This is a genomic window from Pseudomonas asuensis, assembly GCF_014646755.1.
GTDB lineage: Bacteria > Pseudomonadota > Gammaproteobacteria > Pseudomonadales > Pseudomonadaceae > Chryseomonas > Chryseomonas asuensis.
In genome coordinates this window covers 55,412-74,413 of sequence record NZ_BMNW01000003.1, presented here as the reverse complement: position 1 = coordinate 74,413, position 19,002 = coordinate 55,412, and the positions used below count along the sequence as shown (strand labels likewise).

Here is a 19,002-nt window from a genome sequence, read left to right as displayed (position 1 = left end):
TTGACCGCAAATCGCTGCGGTAAGTTTGGATATATATAGCCTGAACGTAGAACCGTTCGTTCAACCGCCAGATTTCTTGGCCTTGAAACCGCGCTTGGTCAGCTCATCGATCAGCAGGTCGACATGATCGCCCTGAATTTCAATAACGCCATCCTTTAGCGCACCGCCGGTGCCGCAGCGTCTTTTCAGTGTGCTCGCCAATTCTTTCAATTCATCGGCAGTCACAGGCACACCGCTGACGGTGGTGACAGTCTTGCCTCCACGGCCTTTGGTTTCACGGCGAACGCGGGCGGTACCATCACCAGCCGGCACGTGGGCCTGCTTGCAGATACAGTCAGCGAAAGGTTTGTTGCAATCCGGGCAATGACGACCACTGTCGGTGGAATACACCAGGCCGCCGAGACCAGCAAAAGAAGAGGCTTTCTTGACCACCGGGCATTCCTCACAGGGTCAGGATAGCGACAGGTTGGAGAACCAACCGAGAGCGCCCCACTCTGGCAGGGGCTGCGCATTAAAAGGTCGCGCAATTTACCAGCATTGAACGCAAATGCTAAGTACAAATTTGCGCCAATGCCGGATATTTTTATGACAGGCTCGTAAAAAACCTGCCATGGCTCTCATTAGCCCTTACGTGTTGGAGGAGCCATGAATTCCGGCCCTACTGGATCGGTTACATGTCTGGTCAACAGCCTATCGATCTCATCCAGCTCATCCTGGCTCAGTGACCAGCCAAATGCCTCATCTACGCCTTCAATCTGCTCGGGCTTTCTGGCGCCCCACAGCGCAATCGTCGGGCCTTGATCAAGAATCCAGCGAATAGCCAGGGCCAGAACCGTCTTGTCATGACGGGCACGTGCGTAATCTTCCAACGCAGCCACGGCAGCCAGGTATTGCTCAAAGCGTGGCGATTGAAATTTTGGATCCACCTTGCGCAGGTCATCTCCGTCAAAGCGTGTCGACGGGGACATTTTACCAGCCAGCAACCCACGGCACAGCGCGCCATAGGCCAGTACGGCTAGTTTGTGCTCCTTGGCGTAAGGCAGTACATCCTTTTCAATATCACGTTCGAAAAGGTTGTAAGGAGGCTGCACGGAAGCAAGAGGGGCAACACTGCGAAAGGCGTCCATCTGCTCAGGCGAGAAATTGCTAACACCCAAGGCCAGTACTTTTCCTTCCTGGCGCAGCTTTTCCAGCTCACGGGCCGTCTCGTCAATCGGTGTCATTGGATCTGGCCAGTGCACCTGATACAAATCAATGTGGTCGGTCTTGAGACGACGCAGGGAATCTTCAATTTCCTTACGGATACGAGCCGGGCTGGCGTTGCGGAAAGGGCCTTCATCGTTCCAGTCCAGCGCAACCTTAGTAGCGATCACTGCCTTATCACGTATCCCTTGCAGTGCCTTGCCCACGATCTCTTCGGAGTTGCCGAAGCCGTAGACCGGAGCAGTATCGATCAGGTTGATACCGCGCTCTACTGCACTGCGGATTGTGGCGATGGCCTTAGCCTCGTCACTACCGCCCCACATCCAGCCACCAATTGCCCAAGTACCCAGGGCAATGCGGCTAACGGGACGGGATATACCTTGAATAGTCAATGTTTCGACTGACATGTGACCTCCTGTTTGGCTCAGGGGTGGGCAGGCTATTAATGCCTGAAAAGAAATAAGACATGCTTACGGAAAGGTATTGAGCAAAGTGTTCAATAAAAGTTGCCTGGCTGGCTGCATCTGAACGGTACGGCCAGCCAGGCAACAGATCAACCCTGCTCCATCAGCTGGCGCAAGTCGATAATGGCCGCATTGGCGCGAGAGATATAGTTGGCAATTACCAGGGAATGGTTAGCCAGAATCCCAAAGCCACTGCCGTTCAGAATCATGGGGCTCCACACAGGCTGCTGAGCGGCCTCAAGCTCCCGAATGATTTCACGTACGTTGACCGTTGCGTTCTTCTTGGCCAACACGTCAGCAAAATCTACCTCGATAGCGCGCAGAATATGAGACAACGCCCAAGCCTGGCCACGCGCTTCATAGAAAACGTTATCAATCTGAAGCCAAGGCGTTTTGACGATACGCTCGTGAACCTCCGGCATCTGTCCTGGCAGGAGATCCTGGTTAGGATTGATATCGGCATCCAGACGGGAACGGCCCACGCTGGCCGAAAGCCGTTGCGACAGCGAGCCCAGGCGGGTCTCTACATCACCCAACCAGTTACGCAGGTTATCCGCACGCCCATAGAACAATGCACGCTGCTGATCCTGCCCGCCTAGACGCGCCAGGTAACGATCCAGGGACCGAATACCCGCTCGATATTCTGACTCCGAGGATGGCATTGCCCAGCTGCGGTTATCAAAATTGAAGTGCGGTTCAGCTTTTGCCAGATCAACATCTTCCGTCGACTGAGACTGTGAGCGAGCAAAATCCTTGCGCAATGCACGGGAGAGATCACGCACCTGCACCAGTACGCCATACTCCCATGAAGGCATATTGTCGAGCCAGAGACCGGGTGGCGCGACATCGTTGGACAGATAGCCGCCTGGCTTGTCGAGCAAGGTACCGGCAACCATCTTGAGGGTTTCTACGGTGGTATACCCCAGTGCCAGTTTGCGCTGAGCTGCAGTGGCAGCTTCCTGAGCATGCTGCTGAACAGGAAAGCGATCCGGCTCGCGGCTCCAGTACCAACCCAGGACAAATGTCACGAGCAGATAAAGCGCAATGATGACAGCCACAGCGCGCAGCCAAGGCCGGCCACCAACAGCCGAAGCGCCGTCTGTCCGCCGCCTCCAACTGCTTATACGATTCTTCCAGTCCAGCATGATGTTATTCCTTATAGTCGACTCCAGCGTTCGACCACGTCTATGACAAGGGGTTGCCGATTAAGTACGCTCAGTAGTGTACATAAGCCGCTCGGCTCTTGGTCTTAATGTTGTTCGATCCTGGGCCGATGACCTTACCAGGCGATGCTGGTAGGCTTAATGATGGCCTATAGCCACACACCTTTACTCAGGACGAGCCGGACTACCATGAGCGAGCATGACGATCCTTCATTGGACCGTATCAAGAACCATTTTGCCCAACGGGTCATTACCCAGGCCAGGCACGTTCTGGAAATCTGGCAACGTCTGCATCGTGTGGAATGGAGTACGGCAAGTCTGGAAGAGCTGACCGAGGCTAATAATCGTCTCCTGCGCTATGCCCAGCGATTCGACCAGCTCGAACATAGTCATCTGGCAGAGCGGATTGCTGCTTGCCTGCTGACAGTCGAGGCCAACCGGGGACGCTTGACCAGCACTACGATCTCCGAGCTGAGCCAGCTCATGCAGAGCCTTTCCCGCACAGGGTTACGCCATGGCGACCAGCTGGAAAGTACCAACCTGCCCCCATTGCGCAAGCCTATCTATATTGCCCTGCAGGATAAAGAACGCTCCGAGCGCCTGGCCCTGCAGATGGAGTATTTCGGCGTCACGATCCAGATCTTTGAAGATGCGGCTACGTTCCGACACGCCATCTCCGAGCGCCACCCGGCGGTGCTCATCATGGAGGTTGACTTCAACGGTCCTGGCGCGGGTCTTCAATTGACCGCTGAGATCCAGGCGAACCTGAGCATCAAGTTGCCAGTGCTGTTCTTCAGCCATGAGGAAGCCGACACTGCCATGCGTCTAGCGGCAGTGCGTGCGGGTGGCCACGAGTTCTATACCGGCACCTTGGATGCCTCGCACCTGCTTGAAAAGGTCGAAACGTTGACCCGCGTCGCCTACTACGATCCCATCCGCGCCCTGATCGTCGACGACTCACGCGCCCAGGCGATGCATACGGAAATGTCTTTAAACAGTGCCGGCATCGTGACTCGCACCCTGCTCAATCCGACAGCTGTGATGCCGCACCTGGCTGAGTTCAACCCGGATCTGATCATTCTCGACATGTACATGCCGGAGTGTATGGGTACGGAGCTGGCCAAGGTCATCCGTCAGCATGAGCGCTATGTCAGCGTTCCGATCATCTATCTCTCGGCTGAAGGCGACCTGGACAAACAGCTGGACGCCATGAGCGAGGGTGGAGATGATTTCCTGACCAAGCCGATCAAGCCTCGCCATCTGATCGCTACCGTGCGCACACGCGCTGCCAGGGCGCGCAACCTTAAGGCGCGTATCGTTCAGGACAGCCTGACAGGCCTCTATAACCATACCCATATCCTGCAGCTACTGGAGGACGCCAGCTTCCTGGCCCGTCGACGTAGCAGAAGCCTGTCGTTTGTCATGCTCGATATAGATCACTTCAAGAAAGTGAATGACCAATACGGTCACCCCATGGGGGACCGCGTTATCAAGAGCCTGGCGCTGTTCCTGAAACAACGTCTGCGCAAGACCGACCATATCGGCCGTTACGGTGGTGAGGAGTTTGCAGTGGTGTTGCAGGATACCGATAGCCAGAACGCCCTGAGACTGATCGACGAAATCCGTAAACGGTTTTCAGAGATCTGCTACCCCGCTCAACAGGAAAACCTCTTCTGTACGTTCAGCGCAGGCATTGCTCAGCTGCAGCCCAACCAAGACATTAAAAGCTTGGCAAAACAGGCTGACGAGGCTCTCTATCAAGCCAAACGAGGCGGCCGTAACTGCGTGGAAATCTACCAGCCCGAGTAATTGGGCTAACCACTCATAACGCATATAGAGACAATTGCTAAAGGCTAGCGGCGAACGCTTTCGGTATCATGAACCAGAGTTCTACCTGCCGAGAATGTCATGCGCCGCCTGTTATTTCTGCTTTTGCTGGTCTTCGCCCTGCCTGCCTCTGCCGGCCTTTTTGACGGTAACCGTCCTGCATCCACGATCGGAACCTCAAACAATGCCAGCGACTTTCTGCCCGTTGACCAGGCGTTTCGCCTGGAGCAGCTTGAGTCAACTCCAGACAAACTGGCGCTGCGCTTTATCATTGCGGAAGGCTATTACCTTTATCGGCAGCGTTTTCAGTTCAGCACCCAGCCCGACGGCCTGACAAAGGACATCGTGTTGCCGGCAGGAGAGTCAAAACACGATGAGTGGTTTGGTGACGTTCAGGTCTATCACAATGTCGTAGACGTTGAGATTCCTCTGGCCAAGGAAGGTGTTTCGGGCCAGCTTTCGATTACCTATCAAGGCTGTGCCGACAAGGGCTTATGCTATCCCCCAGAAACCAAGCAGATCGCTCTTGGAAAGGCATCAACGCTGCCTGTTATTGCGCCCTCCGAAACAACGACAGCGGCTAACTGGCACTGGCGCGACGTTCTTTTATTCTTTCTGGCGGGTCTTGGACTGACCTTTACTCCATGTGTATTGCCCATGCTGCCGATCATGTCATCGGTCCTGCTTCATGGTCGTGACAAAAGCCCTCACTCAGCAGGCAGGGGTCTGCTCCTGTCTCTGGTCTATGTTGTTCACATGGCAGGTTGCTTTGCCTTATTGGGCTCTCTGATGGGGCTTTTTGGGGCCAGCCTTAACTTGCAGGCCCGTCTGCAATCCGCTTGGGTACTTGTTCCCTTTGCAGCCTTTTTTGTTGCCTTTGCAATGGCCATGTTTGGCCTGTTCGAGCTTCGCTTACCCGCCTTTATCCGAAATCCTGTCGACCGCCTGGCGAGCGGAGCCAAAGGGGGCTCCGTATTAGGTGCAGCCACACTGGGTGTTCTCTCAAGCCTCTTGGTATCACCCTGCGTCTCGGCTCCCCTGGCGGGTGCGCTTCTCTATATCAGCAGCAGCGGTGATGCCTTGGGTGGCGGATTAAAGCTGTTTGCCCTAGGCATGGGCATGGGTGCTCCACTTATTCTCTTTACTATCGGCGGCGGCGCGCTCCTACCTAAGTCTGGCGCCTGGATGGTTGGTGTACGCAACGCCTTTGGCGTATTGCTGCTCGGGGTGGCGGTATGGATGCTGGAGCGCCTGCTACCTGGCCCCTTGGCGCTGGCGCTCTGGGGCTTATTGGCGGGTGGAACCGGACTGTTCCTTGGGGCTTTAGAAATGACGCCAAAGACGCCTCGGCAAAAGCTGGCTCAACTCCTGGGCCTGGCCTTACTGGTTTATGCCGTGGCGGCCTGGGTGGGCACGTTACAAGGACGCTCTGACCCGCTCCGCCCATTAGCCATGACACCAGCCGCAACATCCTCAGCCAGCAGCTCAAACACCTCAAGCTGGCAGACTGTTACCACACCTGCTGAATTGGACGCAGCCCTTCGGGCCGCCAAGGAGGCGGGACAACCGCTTCTGCTTGACTGGTATGCCGACTGGTGCATCAGCTGCAAGGTGATCGAGCGCGAAGTGTTCAACGATCCTGAGATCAGGATTCAACTGAATGCCTTTCGTCTGATACGCTTCGACATGACTGCAAGCAACGCGCAACAACGTGCGCTGCTGGATCGCTATCGCCTCTTTGGCCCACCCGCGATCCAGTTCTTCGCTCCTAGCGGCCAGGAAGCCCGTGACATAAGGATTATTGGCGAGATCGGAGCTGATGCGTTCAGTAACCACCTCAAACGCGCCCAAGAAATCTTATAACCCCCAATTAGATAAAATTTCGTCCAACGTGCTGGCATTTACAGCAAACATCCGGCGACTGGACAGTCAGCGAGCAATACGGCATAGTCCGCGGCCATCGCTTTACCTGTTGAGGGATGTTGTCATGGCTACGCTGCTGGTCCTTCATGGACCCAATCTGAACTTGCTGGGCACCCGCGAGCCGGGCGTCTACGGCGCGGTCACGCTCGATGAAATTAACCAGGATCTCAAGCGTCGCGCAGAAGCAGTCGGACACCAGCTGGATTATTTCCAGAGCAATGCCGAGCACCAATTGATTGAGCGCATCCATGCCGCTCGTCATGAAAGCGTGGATTTCATTGTGATCAATCCCGCGGCCTTTACCCATACTAGCGTTGCGCTACGTGACGCATTGCTGGCTGTGAGCATCCCATTCATCGAGGTGCATCTTTCAAACGTGCACAAGCGAGAACCTTTTCGTCATCACTCCTACTTTTCAGATGTTGCCGTAGGGGTGATCTGCGGTCTCGGTGCCAGCGGCTATCGCATGGCGCTCGAAGCTGCAATCGAAATGACAGGCAAGGCGCAGAACGCCTAGCCACTGCAACAACTGCATAACCGGGTATTGAATCGATCTCTCGATGTACCCGATAAAAACTTCAACGTAACAGACCTTAGGGGAGTGCCAACGTTAATGGACATTCGTAAAGTCAAGAAGCTGATCGAACTGCTGGAAGAATCCGGAATCGACGAACTGGAGATCCGTGAAGGCGAAGAGTCCGTTCGCATCAGCCGTCAGAGCCAGCGTGCTGTACAGACTGCTGTTTACACTGCTGCACCCGTTGCTGCCCCTGCTGCTGCACCTGCTCCGGCTGCTGCCCCGGCTGCCGAAGCGCCTGCCGCTGCGCCACAACTGACAGGCAATGTCGTACGCTCGCCAATGGTTGGCACCTTCTATCGTGCCTCCTCCCCGACTTCGGCTCCTTTTGCCGAAGTGGGTCAGAGCGTGAAGAAAGGCGATATCGTCTGCATCGTCGAAGCCATGAAAATGATGAACCACATCGAAGCCGAAACCAGCGGTACCATTGGCGCTGTCCTGGTCGAAAACGGCCAGCCGGTTGAATTCGACCAGCCGCTGTTCACCATTGTCTGATCGACAGGAGTCCGCGATGCTGGAAAAAGTCCTGATCGCCAACCGCGGGGAAATTGCCCTGCGTGTGGTTCGTGCCTGCAAGGAGTTGGGCATCAAAACGGTGGCCGTACACTCCACCGCTGATCGTGAGTTGATGCACTTGTCCCTGGCCGACGAATCGGTCTGCATCGGCCCCGCCCCGTCTCCCCAATCCTACCTGAACATCCCGGCAATCATCAGCGCTGCTGAAGTTACGGGCGCAACCGCTATCCACCCCGGCTACGGCTTCCTGGCAGAAAATGCCGATTTTGCCGAACAAGTCGAGCGTTCTGGCTTTACCTTTGTCGGCCCGACTGCAGACGTTATTCGTCTCATGGGCGACAAGGTCTCTGCAAAAGACGCAATGAAAAAGGCCGGCGTGCCGACTGTTCCCGGTTCCGATGGCGCCATGCCGACCGACGAAGCCGAATGCCTGCGTATCGCTCGTGAAGTTGGCTACCCTGTCATCATCAAGGCGGCAGGCGGCGGCGGTGGTCGTGGCATGCGCGTGGTGAATGAAGAGTCCGAGCTGATCAAGTCCATCAGCATGACTCAGACTGAGGCAGGTGCTGCATTCGGCAACTCCACGGTCTATCTGGAGAAGTTCCTGGGTAACCCGCGCCATGTGGAAGTCCAGGTTCTGTCCGATGGGCAGGGCAATGCCGTGCACCTGTTCGACCGCGATTGCTCATTGCAGCGCCGTCACCAGAAGGTGATCGAAGAAGCACCTGCCCCACAGATCGATGAAAAGGCTCGCGCTGAAGTACTCGCCCGCTGTGTTAAGGCATGTGTCGAGATCGGTTACCGCGGCGCAGGTACGTTTGAATTTCTCTATGAAGACGGTCGTTTCTACTTCATCGAGATGAACACGCGTGTCCAGGTAGAGCATCCGGTTACCGAGATGATTACTGGGGTCGACATCGTCAAGGAGATGCTGAGCATCGCCGCTGGCAACAAGCTGTCGATCAAGCAGGAAGACATCAAGATCACCGGCCATGCTCTCGAGTGCCGGATCAACGCTGAAGATCCAAAAACCTTTATGCCCTCCCCAGGTACGATCAAGCACTTCCATGCCCCGGGTGGTAATGGCGTACGTGTCGACTCGCACCTGTACAGCGGTTACAAGGTTCCGCCGAACTACGACTCCTTGATCGCCAAGTTGATTACCTGGGGACGTGACCGTGATGAGGCCATGGCTCGTATGCGTAACGCATTGGACGAACTGATCGTTGATGGCATCAAAACCAATGCCGACCTGCATCGCATGCTGACTCGTGATGAGTCCTTCGGTAAAGGCGGCGTCAACATCCATTACCTGGAAAAGAAGCTAGGCTTGAAACACTGATAGCCTTGCTTGAAGCTCGGGCCGCACATGCGGCCCGTTGCTTTTTAAATTACCCATTTACGTATTTGAAGGTTTCGCCATGCCGTGGCTGCAAGTCCGACTCGCCATTACGCCTGATCAGGCAGAGCCCTATGAAGATGCCCTGCTCGGCCTGGGTGCTGTTTCCGTAACATTCATGGATGCTGAAGATCAGCCCATTTTCGAGCCGGACTTAGGCACCACTCCACTTTGGAGCAAGACACACCTGCTAGCCTTATTCGAAGCAGATGTTGATGAGCAGGATCTGGCGAAACACCTGACGTTGATTGCAGGCGCCGAGGCTGACTTTCATATCGAGCATATCGAGGATCAGGACTGGGAACGCAGTTGGATGGATAATTTCCACCCCATGCGCTTTGGCCAACGCCTGTGGATCGTACCCAGCTGGCATGAGGCACCCGAGCCGGGCGCAGTCAATCTGCACTTAGACCCCGGGCTTGCCTTTGGTACAGGTACGCATCCAACCACAGCACTTTGTCTGGAGTGGCTGGATGGCCAAACCCTCAATGGCCATCAGGTTATCGACTTTGGCTGCGGCTCCGGCATTCTGGCCATTGCTGCCTTGCTACTGGGCGCAGAGCGCGCCATAGGAACGGATATCGACGTACAAGCACTTGAAGCTTCTCGCGATAACGCCAACCGAAATGGTATTGACCCTGCCCGCTTCCCTGTCTACCTGCCAGCCAACATGCCAGACGAGCCTGCGGACGTTGTTGTCGCCAACATCCTGGCCGGCCCGCTTGTAAGCCTCGCTCCGCAATTGAGCCGCCTTGTAAAGACTGGCGGAAGACTGGCCTTGTCAGGCATTCTGGCTGAGCAGGCCGAGGAAGTTCGCGCGGCTTACAGTGCTGATTTTGAACTAGACCCTACGGCCGAGCACGAAGGCTGGATCAGGATCACCGGCATCAAGCGCTGAGAGGAATGACGTGCGGCAAAAAGTGGCTTCAACGAGCCACTTTTCAGCTCCGAGCGTTAGAGTAAACTAGTCGGCTTTTCAGCAGGACCAGATCAGATCGCCATAATGACTGAAACCTACGTCACTCAATGCCCGCATTGCAGCACTCGCTTTCGAGTCAAGCAGGAGCATTTGGCGATTGCCCACGGCAACGTGCGTTGCGGCGCCTGCCTGGAAATCTTCGATGCCACTCAGCATCTTGAAGGATTGCCCACACCTCTCAGGCCAGTCATAGAGTCGACAGCCGTCATCGTCCAGCCTGAGCCTCACGTTGCTCAGACACCTTCGATACTGCCTAAGCCTGCCGGACACTCTCCAGACTCAGCCGAGACTGCACCCAAGCACTCCTCGGACACATTGCTGATTCATGATGATCTGGATCTGGACGGGCTGGATCTGGACGAAGAGCTGGCCAAGCTAGACGCCATGGAGTCAGCGCAGCGCCTTCCTCCGCTACCGACGTTTGGCCAGCAGAAACCTATCTCGAAAATCACACCAGCCTATGACGAAAGCTGGGCTGAGGCTCTGCTACGCGAGGAAGGCGCGGAGTCTGACAACGGACAGCGCCAGGAGCCTACGCTAACCCTCGATACCATTGAGGAAGAGCAGGCTCATGAAGGCCCCTCACTCGGGCTACATGCCACGAACGATGCGGATGAGCCTGAGCTTGACGCCTCCTTAAATGCCGATGAAACCACCCCTCACGATCGGCCTGTTGAGCTTGATGAGCCTCACTTGGGCACTGCGGCACCCTCCGATGACGAAGTAGCCCCTGTACGAGCAGAACCTGCCTTACGCAACGATCCCTTGCTCGATCTGCATGACGAGCCCTTACAACTCGACTGGCAACCGCCAAAGAAACAGTGGCCCAGGAGGCTTGGCTGGGCATTGCTGAATCTAGTTGCCTTGTTTGGCCTGTTTGCACAATACGTAGGATTTCATTTCAATGAGCTGGCTCGCCAGGACCAATATCGCCCCTGGTTTGTACAGTTCTGTGCGTGGGCGGATTGTAAGGTCCCCTCGAAAGTCGATGTAAAACAGATCCGCAGCAGTAACCTCGTTGTACGTAGTCACCCTGAATTCTCGGGGGCATTACAGGTGGATGCGATCCTCTATAACCGGGCCACATTCTCACAACCCTTCCCGCTCCTGGAGTTACGCTTTGCTGACTTGAACGGCCAACTGATCGCCAGCCGCCGGTTCAAGCCTTGGGAATACCTGGGTGGAGAGCTGAAAGGGCAGACCGAAATGCCCCCACAAACGCCGATTCATATTTCGCTAGATATCCTGGACCCAGGCAGCCGAGCAGTAAATTACAGCCTGAGCTTCCACTCTCCGGAATAAAAATCACTCCAATGCTACAAATGGGCCGCGGTCCAGGCTGAACTGTTCAGTTTTTGTTCAATTCAGCCTTTATCCGGACACGGCTAGCGGGTATGATTGCCGACCCTTTTCCAGTACACCCGTACCTCCAAAGCGCCTGTAGTTGCTATTGGATAAGGTAATTTTTGGCCAGGGAAACTCATGTCGATGGCACGCATCGGCCCATATACATTGCCTAACCCGCTAATCCTCGCGCCAATGGCCGGGGTGACTGATCGCCCGTTCCGCCAGCTGTGTCGTCAGCTTGGTGCAGGCTTGGTCGTATCGGAAATGGTCACCAGCGATGTCCGTCTGTATAACAGCCGCAAATCGCGCCTACGCCTGATTCATGAGGACGAGGCCGAGCCGCGCTCAGTACAGATTGCTGGCGGTGATCCTGCCATGCTGGCTGAAGCGGCGCAGCGCAACGTCGAACTGGGTGCACAGATCATTGATATCAACATGGGCTGCCCAGCCAAAAAGGTCTGCAACAAGGCGGCCGGCTCAGCGCTGATGAAAGACGAAGCGTTGGTTGCCGATATCCTGGATGCGGTCGTAGCCGCAGTCGACGTACCCGTTACCCTCAAGATCCGTACAGGATGGGACCGCGAAAATCGAAACGGCGTAGTGATTGCCCGCATTGCAGAGCAAGCCGGCATTGCGGCACTCTCGGTACACGGACGGACACGGGCCGATCTTTATACCGGAACAGCTGAATACGACACCATTGCCGAAATCAAGCAGGCAGTGTCCATTCCGGTTTTTGCTAATGGCGACATTGACTCACCTGAAAAGGCTCGCTATGTGCTGGATCATACCGGAGCCGATGCCTTGCTGATTGGGCGAGCTGCGCAGGGAAGACCCTGGATCTTTCGCGAGATCGATCATTACCTGCGTACAGGCCACCACCTGCCGGCACCTCGTCTTGGCGAAGTGGAGCGTATCCTACTGGGCCATTTGTCCGAGCTACACAGCTTCTACGGGCCGGAAATGGGTGTACGGATCGCCCGCAAGCACGTGGGCTGGTATCTTTCAGCGCTTCCTGGCGCTCAGGACTTTCGTGCTCAGTTCAACCGTCTCCAAGATATGGACGCACAACACGCCAGCATTTGCGCCTTTTTCGCGCAATGCCCATCTGATGGGAAGGAAGTGGCATGACTTCGTTGACCGATAACTCTATGACTGGAATCACGCCTGTGAGCGATAATGCCAATCTGAAGCAGCACCTGACGGCACCGCTGCAGGAAGGCCAGACCCTACGTGATAGCGTTGAAAAAGCGCTTCGCAATTATTTCGCTCACCTGGACGGCCAGCCGGTTACCGATGTTTACAACATGGTGTTGTGTGAAGTCGAAGCCCCCTTGCTGGAAAGCGTAATGAATTACGTCAAGGGCAATCAGACCAAGGCGTCTGAGATGCTCGGCTTGAATCGCGGCACCCTGCGCAAAAAGCTCAAGCAATACGATCTGCTCTGATTCTCATGATGTCCAGAGCCGGTCGAGCAAGGTCCGGCACTGGACAGCCCTTCCTCTCGCCTGACCGATGGACTTTGTGATGACAGACCAAACCGCCCGCCTTCCCGTTCGCCGTGCGCTGATCAGCGTCTCCGACAAGACTGGCGTTGTTGATTTTGCCCGAGAGCTTGCAGCATTAGGTGTCGAGATTCTCTCGACTGGCGGCACCTACAAACTGCTGCGCGATAATAATGTCCCGGCAGTGGAAGTGGCTGACTATACCGGCTTCCCTGAGATGATGGATGGTCGCGTCAAGACGCTACACCCCAAGATCCACGGCGGCATCCTGGGGCGCCGTGGCACGGACGACAGCGTCATGGCTCAGCACGGTATACAACCGATCGATCTGGTAGCGGTTAACCTCTACCCCTTCGAGGCAACCGTAGCCAAGCCCGACTGCGATCTGCCAACGGCCATTGAGAACATAGATATCGGCGGTCCGACCATGGTTCGCTCTGCAGCCAAGAACCACAAGGATGTCGCCATCGTGGTCAATGCGGGTGACTATGCGCAAGTGCTTGAAAGCCTCAAGCACGGCGGAATGACTTATGCGCAGCGCTTTGATCTGGCCCTGAAGGCCTTTGAGCATACTTCGGCCTATGACGGCATGATTGCCAATTATCTAGGCACTATCGATCAGGCGGCTGAGACCCTGTCCACCCAAGGTCGCGGTAGTTTTCCACGTACCTTCAACACCCAGTTTATCAAGGCGCAGGAAATGCGCTACGGCGAAAACCCGCATCAGAGCGCTGCGTTCTACGTTGAAAGCAAAGCCCAGGAGGCCAGTGTTGCCACGGCAACCCAGCTTCAAGGCAAGGAGCTTTCATTCAATAACGTAGCAGACACTGATGCCGCCCTTGAATGCGTGAAAAGCTTTGATGCCCCGGCTTGTGTGATCGTCAAACACGCCAACCCCTGCGGTGTTGCGGTGGCCTCTGAAGAAGATGGCGGCATTCGCAAAGCCTACGATCTGGCTTACGCGACGGACAGCGAGTCCGCTTTTGGCGGCATTATCGCTTTCAACCGTGAGTTAGACGGTGAAACCGCCAAAGCCATTGTCGAGCGCCAATTCGTTGAGGTCATCATTGCGCCTGCAGTATCGGCAGAAGCCCGCGAAGTCGTGGCTGCCAAGGCTAACGTTCGCCTTCTGGAATGCGGCGAGTGGAGCACTGAGCGCCTTGCTGGCTGGGATTTCAAACGAGTAAACGGTGGTCTGCTGGTCCAGAGCCGCGATATTGGGATGATCACCCAGGCCGACCTCAAGATTGTTACCCAGCGTAAGCCCAGCGAACAGGAGATCCAAGACCTGCTGTTCGCCTGGAAAGTGGCCAAGTTTGTAAAGTCCAATGCCATTGTTTATGCCAAGCATCGCCAGACCGTTGGGGTAGGCGCCGGCCAGATGAGCCGCGTCAATTCCGCGCGTATCGCAGCGATCAAGGCAGAGCACGCCGGTCTGGCCGTACAGGGAGCTGTTATGGCATCCGATGCTTTCTTCCCCTTCCGAGATGGCATCGACAATGCTGCCAAGGCAGGTATCACCGCCGTTATTCAACCTGGCGGCTCGATGCGCGATGCGGAAGTGATTGCAGCGGCTGATGAAGCGGGCATGGCGATGGTCTTTACCGGTATGCGCCACTTCCGTCACTAACAATCACCGGCTCAGCCGTATTGCCCAGAGCACTCAGCATCTGTCACTAAAGATGGGGCTCTGGGCACTTTGCATCACCGCTGGATCATGCCTCTGCCCGGCATGATTCTTAGAAGGAGCGAACATGAATGTATTGATCATTGGCAGCGGCGGACGTGAACACGCGCTAGCCTGGAAAGCCGCACAGGATCCTCGTATCGAGAAGGTATTCGTGGCGCCAGGCAATGCGGGCACTGCTATCGAGGATAAGTGTGAAAACGTCGCTATTGACGTTCTGGCATTAGAGCAACTGGCAGACTTCGCCGAGAAAAACGTTGCCCTGACAATTGTAGGACCTGAAGCCCCGCTGGTAAAAGGCGTTGTAGACCTGTTCCGCGCTCGTGGTCTCAAGTGTTTCGGCCCGACGGCCGGCGCCGCTCAGCTGGAAGGCTCCAAGGCATTTACCAAGGACTTCCTGGCCCGTCATCAGATCCCGACAGCAGCCTATCAGAACTTTACTGAAGTCGAGCCTGCACTCGCCTACCTGCGCGAAAAAGGTGCGCCTATTGTGGTCAAGGCTGACGGCCTCGCCGCCGGCAAGGGCGTAATCGTAGCCATGACACTTGAAGAAGCTGAAGCGGCCGTGCGCGATATGCTGTCTGGCAATGCCTTTGGCGATGCGGGTGCCCGCGTTGTTATCGAAGAGTTTCTAGAAGGCGAAGAAGCCAGCTTTATCGTCATGGTCGATGGCCACAACGTATTGCCAATGGCTACCAGCCAGGACCACAAACGTGTAGGCGACGCGGACACCGGACCGAACACTGGCGGTATGGGTGCCTACTCTCCTGCGCCGGTGGTCACGGCTGAGATCCATCAGCGCATCATGAATGAAGTGATCTACCCTACGGTAAAAGGCATGGCGGCTGAAGGTCATCTCTATACGGGCTTTCTGTATGCAGGCCTGATGATCGACAAGAGCGGTGCCCCCAAGGTCATCGAGTTCAACTGTCGCTTTGGCGATCCCGAAACGCAGCCAATCATGCTGCGCCTGCAATCCAGTCTGGTAGCGTTGATCGAAGCGGCCCTGGCGGAGCAACTGGATACAACCGAAGCACAGTGGGACCCGCGCCCAAGCCTGGGCGTCGTGCTCGCGGCAGCAGGTTACCCAGGGGATTATGCCAAGGGAGACGTCATTTCCGGTCTGGAGCAGGCAGTGGCAGTCGACGGCAAAGTCTTTCATGCCGGCACGTCCCTGAGCCAAGGACAGGTAGTGACCAGCGGCGGCCGCGTATTGTGTGCCACTGCGCTAGGTGACTCTGTGGCAGAAGCACAGCACAATGCCTATGCCCTGGCCAAAAAGATCAGCTGGAAGGGCTGCTTCTATCGCCACGATATCGGTTATCGTGCAATAGCTCGCGAACACAGCTAATACAACTGCCGGACGTCACGAAGATGTCCGGCAGCATTTATCCCTGCTGGTCGGCTCGCTATACTTTGAATTCAACTTACGAAGGGAATTTTCGTGCGCCGGCTCAGGACCGCCATCTGTTTGCTTGCTAGCGTTGTGCTGGCTCTTCTGTATGCCTCGTTTCCTGCGTCTGCCGACGAAATGGCAGCTTGGTCACGTCTGGATGATCCAGAAGGTAGCCTGCAGCTGAGCGATGTGCGTGAGCGACTTTCTGAGTTCAGATCGCTCCCAGGGCAGGAAACCCATCGTCCGGCTGATGAAGGAGCGATCTGGCTCTATACCCGCCTGCCTGCCTCGGATAGCTCACGCGTTTTGCGAGCCATTGCGCCAAATGTAGCGTATATCGATTTCTATGCCCTGAGTGATGGCCGTACCCTCTCGCTCAATCGAACCGGCATCGCACGCCCCGGTAACTACCGTGAGCAGCCCAGCCGCGACTTTCTGTTTACTCTGCCGAGTACCGCTGGCCCGCTGGACGTTTTTGTCCGCATGGAAAGCCAGAGCCCGATTCGCGCTTTTCTGAAGATTGCCCCCAATGCCGAAATCAGCATTGCCTTCCGGCTGTTGATGTTTGGTACGCTGTTAGGCTGCCTATGCATGCTCATGATCTTCAACATGATGCAGCTCTTCTACCGGCGCAGCAGTACTGGTATCGCCCTGACCCTTCTGCTTGGCCTGCAGATGGTGGCGGCGTTTAATATATTTGGCCTGGCCAGCATGATTCTGGTCGAAAAGCTCTACCTGACGCCCCTGCTGATGGACCTCTCCGCACTGGCGACAATGGCATGCGCACTCTACTTTACCAGTGCCTTCTTTAACGGCCAGCAGCTGCCATTACGCCTACAGCTACTACTTTATGTAGAGTTTATTTCCCTTGTCCTGGCTGCCGCCTTCCTGATTCTGACCAAGGACGTGTACATCGGTGAGGTGCTCTACAGTCTTATCGGTCTGAGCCTTCTCACCCTCTTCGCCATTAGCGTCAAGTATTGGCAACAGGGCTTCAAACCAGCGCGCTGGCTGGCACTGGCTTATCTGTTGGCAATTATTGCAGGCAGCCTGGCCCTGCCCCGCATGATGGGCTATTGGTACTCGCCAGAATGGCTGGGACGTTCATTGGTCATGGTCAGCGTGATTACGGGCTTTCTGTTTACAGTGGCCGTTGGTGAGCGCCAGCGTTATCTGCTTGAGAAGCACTTCCTGATGAGCCGCGACCAAGCCGCCAATACGGCGGAGATCAAAGGCAAGGCGGATTTTCTGGCACGTATGAGCCATGAGATACGGACGCCCATGAATGGCGTCCTGGGTATGACCGAATTGCTTTTAGGCACTGCGATGTCGCCCAAGCAGCGGGATTATGTTCAAACCATTCACAGTGCGGGCAACGAACTGCTCAGCCTGATCAATGAGATTCTCGATATCTCAAGGCTGGAGTCTGGCCAGATCGAGCTGGAAGATGTTCAGTTTGACTTCAATGCATTGATCGAAGACAGCCTGGACATCTTCAGAGCCAAAGCTGAACACCGGCAGGTTGAGCTGATCAGTTTTATTCAGCCTCAGGTGCCCCGAATGATGATAGGCGATCCGACTCGCCTGCGTCAGGTGCTGCTAAGTCTGCTGGATAATGCCTTCCAACGCACCGAAGTGGGTGAGATCCTGCTGGTAGTAGCCCTGGAAGGCCAAGGCACACCGAGTCCACGCCTGCGCATTGCCGTTCAGGACAGCGGTACACCTCTTGAGCCCGAAGCCCGTAATCGCCTGGTTTCCAACAAGCTGGACAGTCGGGAATTTCTGGCAGCTGGTGTATCAGGCGCCCACCGCGGCCTGGCTATTACGCAGCGCCTGATTATGCTGATGAAGGGTGAACTGGGTATCGAGAGCGGCGCCGAAACCGGCTCGACTGTCTGGCTGACTCTACCTGTGCCACAAAGCCTTCTGGATAATCCCGGTGCCGACCTCGATCGCCCGCTGCATGGCGTGCGTCTATTGGTGGTCGATGATAATGAAACCTGCCGCAAGGTCCTTCAGCTGCAATGCAGTACCTGGGGCATGAACGTCACCCTGGCGGCTTCTGGTCGGGAAGCGCTGGCGCTTCTGCGTACCAAGGCCAATTTGCAGGAATACTTCGACGTGGTACTGCTGGATCAGGAAATGCCCGGCATGACGGGTATGCAACTGGCCGCTCGAATCAACGAAGACCCTAATCTGAGCCATGACCTCTTGCTGATCATGTTGACGGGCATTACCAATGCGCCAAGCAAGATCATTGCGCGTAATGCCGGCATCAAGCGGGTTCTGACCAAACCTGTAGCAGGTTATACGTTGAAGGCCACGCTGGCGGATGAACTCTCTCGCCGTAGTCAGCCATTCGGCGAAACACCTAGAGAGCCTCAATCAACGCCTCTGCCCAATGATTTCAAGGTATTGGTTGCCGAAGACAATATTATCTCGACCAAGGTCATCCGCGGCATGTTGAAAAAAATCAATATCGAGCCGGATACCGCTACAAACGGCCTTGAAGCCTTGGCGGCCATGCAGCAGACCCCATACGATCTGGTGCTGATGGACTGTGAAATGCCTGAAATGGATGGCTTTACGGCAACCGAGCGCATGCGGGCCTGGGAAGCTCGTGAGAATCGTCCTCGTACCCCTATTGTGGCACTGACTGCGCATATCCTTTCCGAGCATAAGGAACGTGCCCACGACGCAGGGATGGATGGCCATATGGCCAAGCCTGTGGAGCTCTCTCAGCTACGTGACCTTGTGCAGTTCTGGGCAAGTGAACGTGAGCGAGGCACTACAAAGAAGTAGGATGGCAGCTACATGATTTCCTCATCCTGTAGCTGCCTCATACGCCTCACAGGCTGCTTATCCTTTACTTAGATGAAGACCTGAACCAGGCGCCCCAAAAAGGGGCCGCCTGGTTTTTCGTATTTATCACCGGCACCAAAAAAAGGCATTACCGTTATAAACCGCTGGCCCTGAATGGTTAGACCCTAGCTAAATCAGGGGCTGCGGCAGTTTG

At 55.7% G+C, this 19,002-nt stretch carries 15 protein-coding genes; 12 read left to right on the top strand and 3 right to left on the bottom strand.

What is annotated here, in order from left to right; all coding sequences use genetic code 11:
* Positions 1–60: 60 nt before the first annotated feature.
* The 3 genes from IEX86_RS06970 to IEX86_RS06960 form a co-directional block, all read right to left on the bottom strand.
* Positions 61–432, bottom strand: a complete 372-nt coding sequence (locus IEX86_RS06970; RefSeq protein WP_188865413.1) for a translation initiation factor Sui1 — start codon at positions 430–432, stop codon at positions 61–63.
* A gap of 188 nt (positions 433–620) precedes the next feature.
* Positions 621–1,610: an aldo/keto reductase gene (locus tag IEX86_RS06965; protein WP_188865412.1), complete on the bottom strand. Its 990-nt coding sequence runs from the start codon at positions 1,608–1,610 to the stop codon at positions 621–623.
* 146 nt (positions 1,611–1,756) lie between these two features.
* Positions 1,757–2,812: a DUF2333 family protein gene (locus tag IEX86_RS06960; protein WP_188865411.1), complete on the bottom strand. Its 1,056-nt coding sequence runs from the start codon at positions 2,810–2,812 to the stop codon at positions 1,757–1,759.
* Between the two features lie 207 nt (positions 2,813–3,019).
* Between IEX86_RS06960 and IEX86_RS06955 the strand changes: the two genes are divergently transcribed.
* From IEX86_RS06955 to IEX86_RS06900, 12 genes are all read left to right on the top strand, one after another.
* Positions 3,020–4,639 (top strand): response regulator, encoded by a 1,620-nt coding sequence (locus IEX86_RS06955; protein ID WP_188865410.1) that lies wholly within the window; start codon positions 3,020–3,022, stop codon positions 4,637–4,639.
* A 99-nt stretch (positions 4,640–4,738) separates the two neighbouring features.
* Positions 4,739–6,520: a protein-disulfide reductase DsbD gene (gene dsbD, locus IEX86_RS06950; protein WP_188865409.1), complete on the top strand. Its 1,782-nt coding sequence runs from the start codon at positions 4,739–4,741 to the stop codon at positions 6,518–6,520.
* A 124-nt stretch (positions 6,521–6,644) separates the two neighbouring features.
* Entirely contained in the window at positions 6,645–7,097 is a 453-nt protein-coding gene (aroQ, locus tag IEX86_RS06945) for a type II 3-dehydroquinate dehydratase (protein ID WP_188865408.1), read from the top strand.
* A gap of 96 nt (positions 7,098–7,193) precedes the next feature.
* Entirely contained in the window at positions 7,194–7,652 is a 459-nt protein-coding gene (gene accB, locus IEX86_RS06940) for an acetyl-CoA carboxylase biotin carboxyl carrier protein (protein WP_188865407.1), read from the top strand.
* 16 nt (positions 7,653–7,668) lie between these two features.
* Positions 7,669–9,015, top strand: a complete 1,347-nt coding sequence (accC, locus tag IEX86_RS06935; protein WP_188865406.1) for an acetyl-CoA carboxylase biotin carboxylase subunit — start codon at positions 7,669–7,671, stop codon at positions 9,013–9,015.
* A 79-nt stretch (positions 9,016–9,094) separates the two neighbouring features.
* Positions 9,095–9,970, top strand: a complete 876-nt coding sequence (gene prmA / locus IEX86_RS06930) for a 50S ribosomal protein L11 methyltransferase (protein ID WP_188865405.1) — start codon at positions 9,095–9,097, stop codon at positions 9,968–9,970.
* Positions 9,971–10,075: 105 nt separating this feature from the next.
* The gene (locus IEX86_RS06925; RefSeq protein ID WP_188865404.1) at positions 10,076–11,353 is read left to right on the top strand and encodes a DUF3426 domain-containing protein; all 1,278 of its coding nucleotides are present in this window, start codon (positions 10,076–10,078) and stop codon (positions 11,351–11,353) included.
* Between the two features lie 180 nt (positions 11,354–11,533).
* A complete protein-coding gene (dusB, locus tag IEX86_RS06920) occupies positions 11,534–12,529 on the top strand; it encodes a tRNA dihydrouridine synthase DusB (protein WP_188865403.1) in 996 nt (331 codons plus the stop codon).
* Positions 12,526–12,846 carry a DNA-binding transcriptional regulator Fis gene (fis, locus tag IEX86_RS06915; protein WP_010795429.1) on the top strand — a complete coding sequence of 107 codons (321 nt, stop codon included), beginning with the start codon at positions 12,526–12,528 and terminating at the stop codon, positions 12,844–12,846. The genes dusB and fis overlap by 4 nt, the downstream gene beginning before the upstream one ends.
* 79 nt (positions 12,847–12,925) lie before the next feature.
* The gene (gene purH / locus IEX86_RS06910; RefSeq protein ID WP_188865402.1) at positions 12,926–14,533 is read left to right on the top strand and encodes a bifunctional phosphoribosylaminoimidazolecarboxamide formyltransferase/IMP cyclohydrolase; all 1,608 of its coding nucleotides are present in this window, start codon (positions 12,926–12,928) and stop codon (positions 14,531–14,533) included.
* Positions 14,534–14,657: 124 nt separating this feature from the next.
* Entirely contained in the window at positions 14,658–15,941 is a 1,284-nt protein-coding gene (gene purD / locus IEX86_RS06905) for a phosphoribosylamine--glycine ligase (protein WP_188865401.1), read from the top strand.
* A gap of 93 nt (positions 15,942–16,034) precedes the next feature.
* Entirely contained in the window at positions 16,035–18,788 is a 2,754-nt protein-coding gene (locus IEX86_RS06900; protein ID WP_229685281.1) for a hybrid sensor histidine kinase/response regulator, read from the top strand.
* Positions 18,789–19,002: the final 214 nt, after the last annotated feature.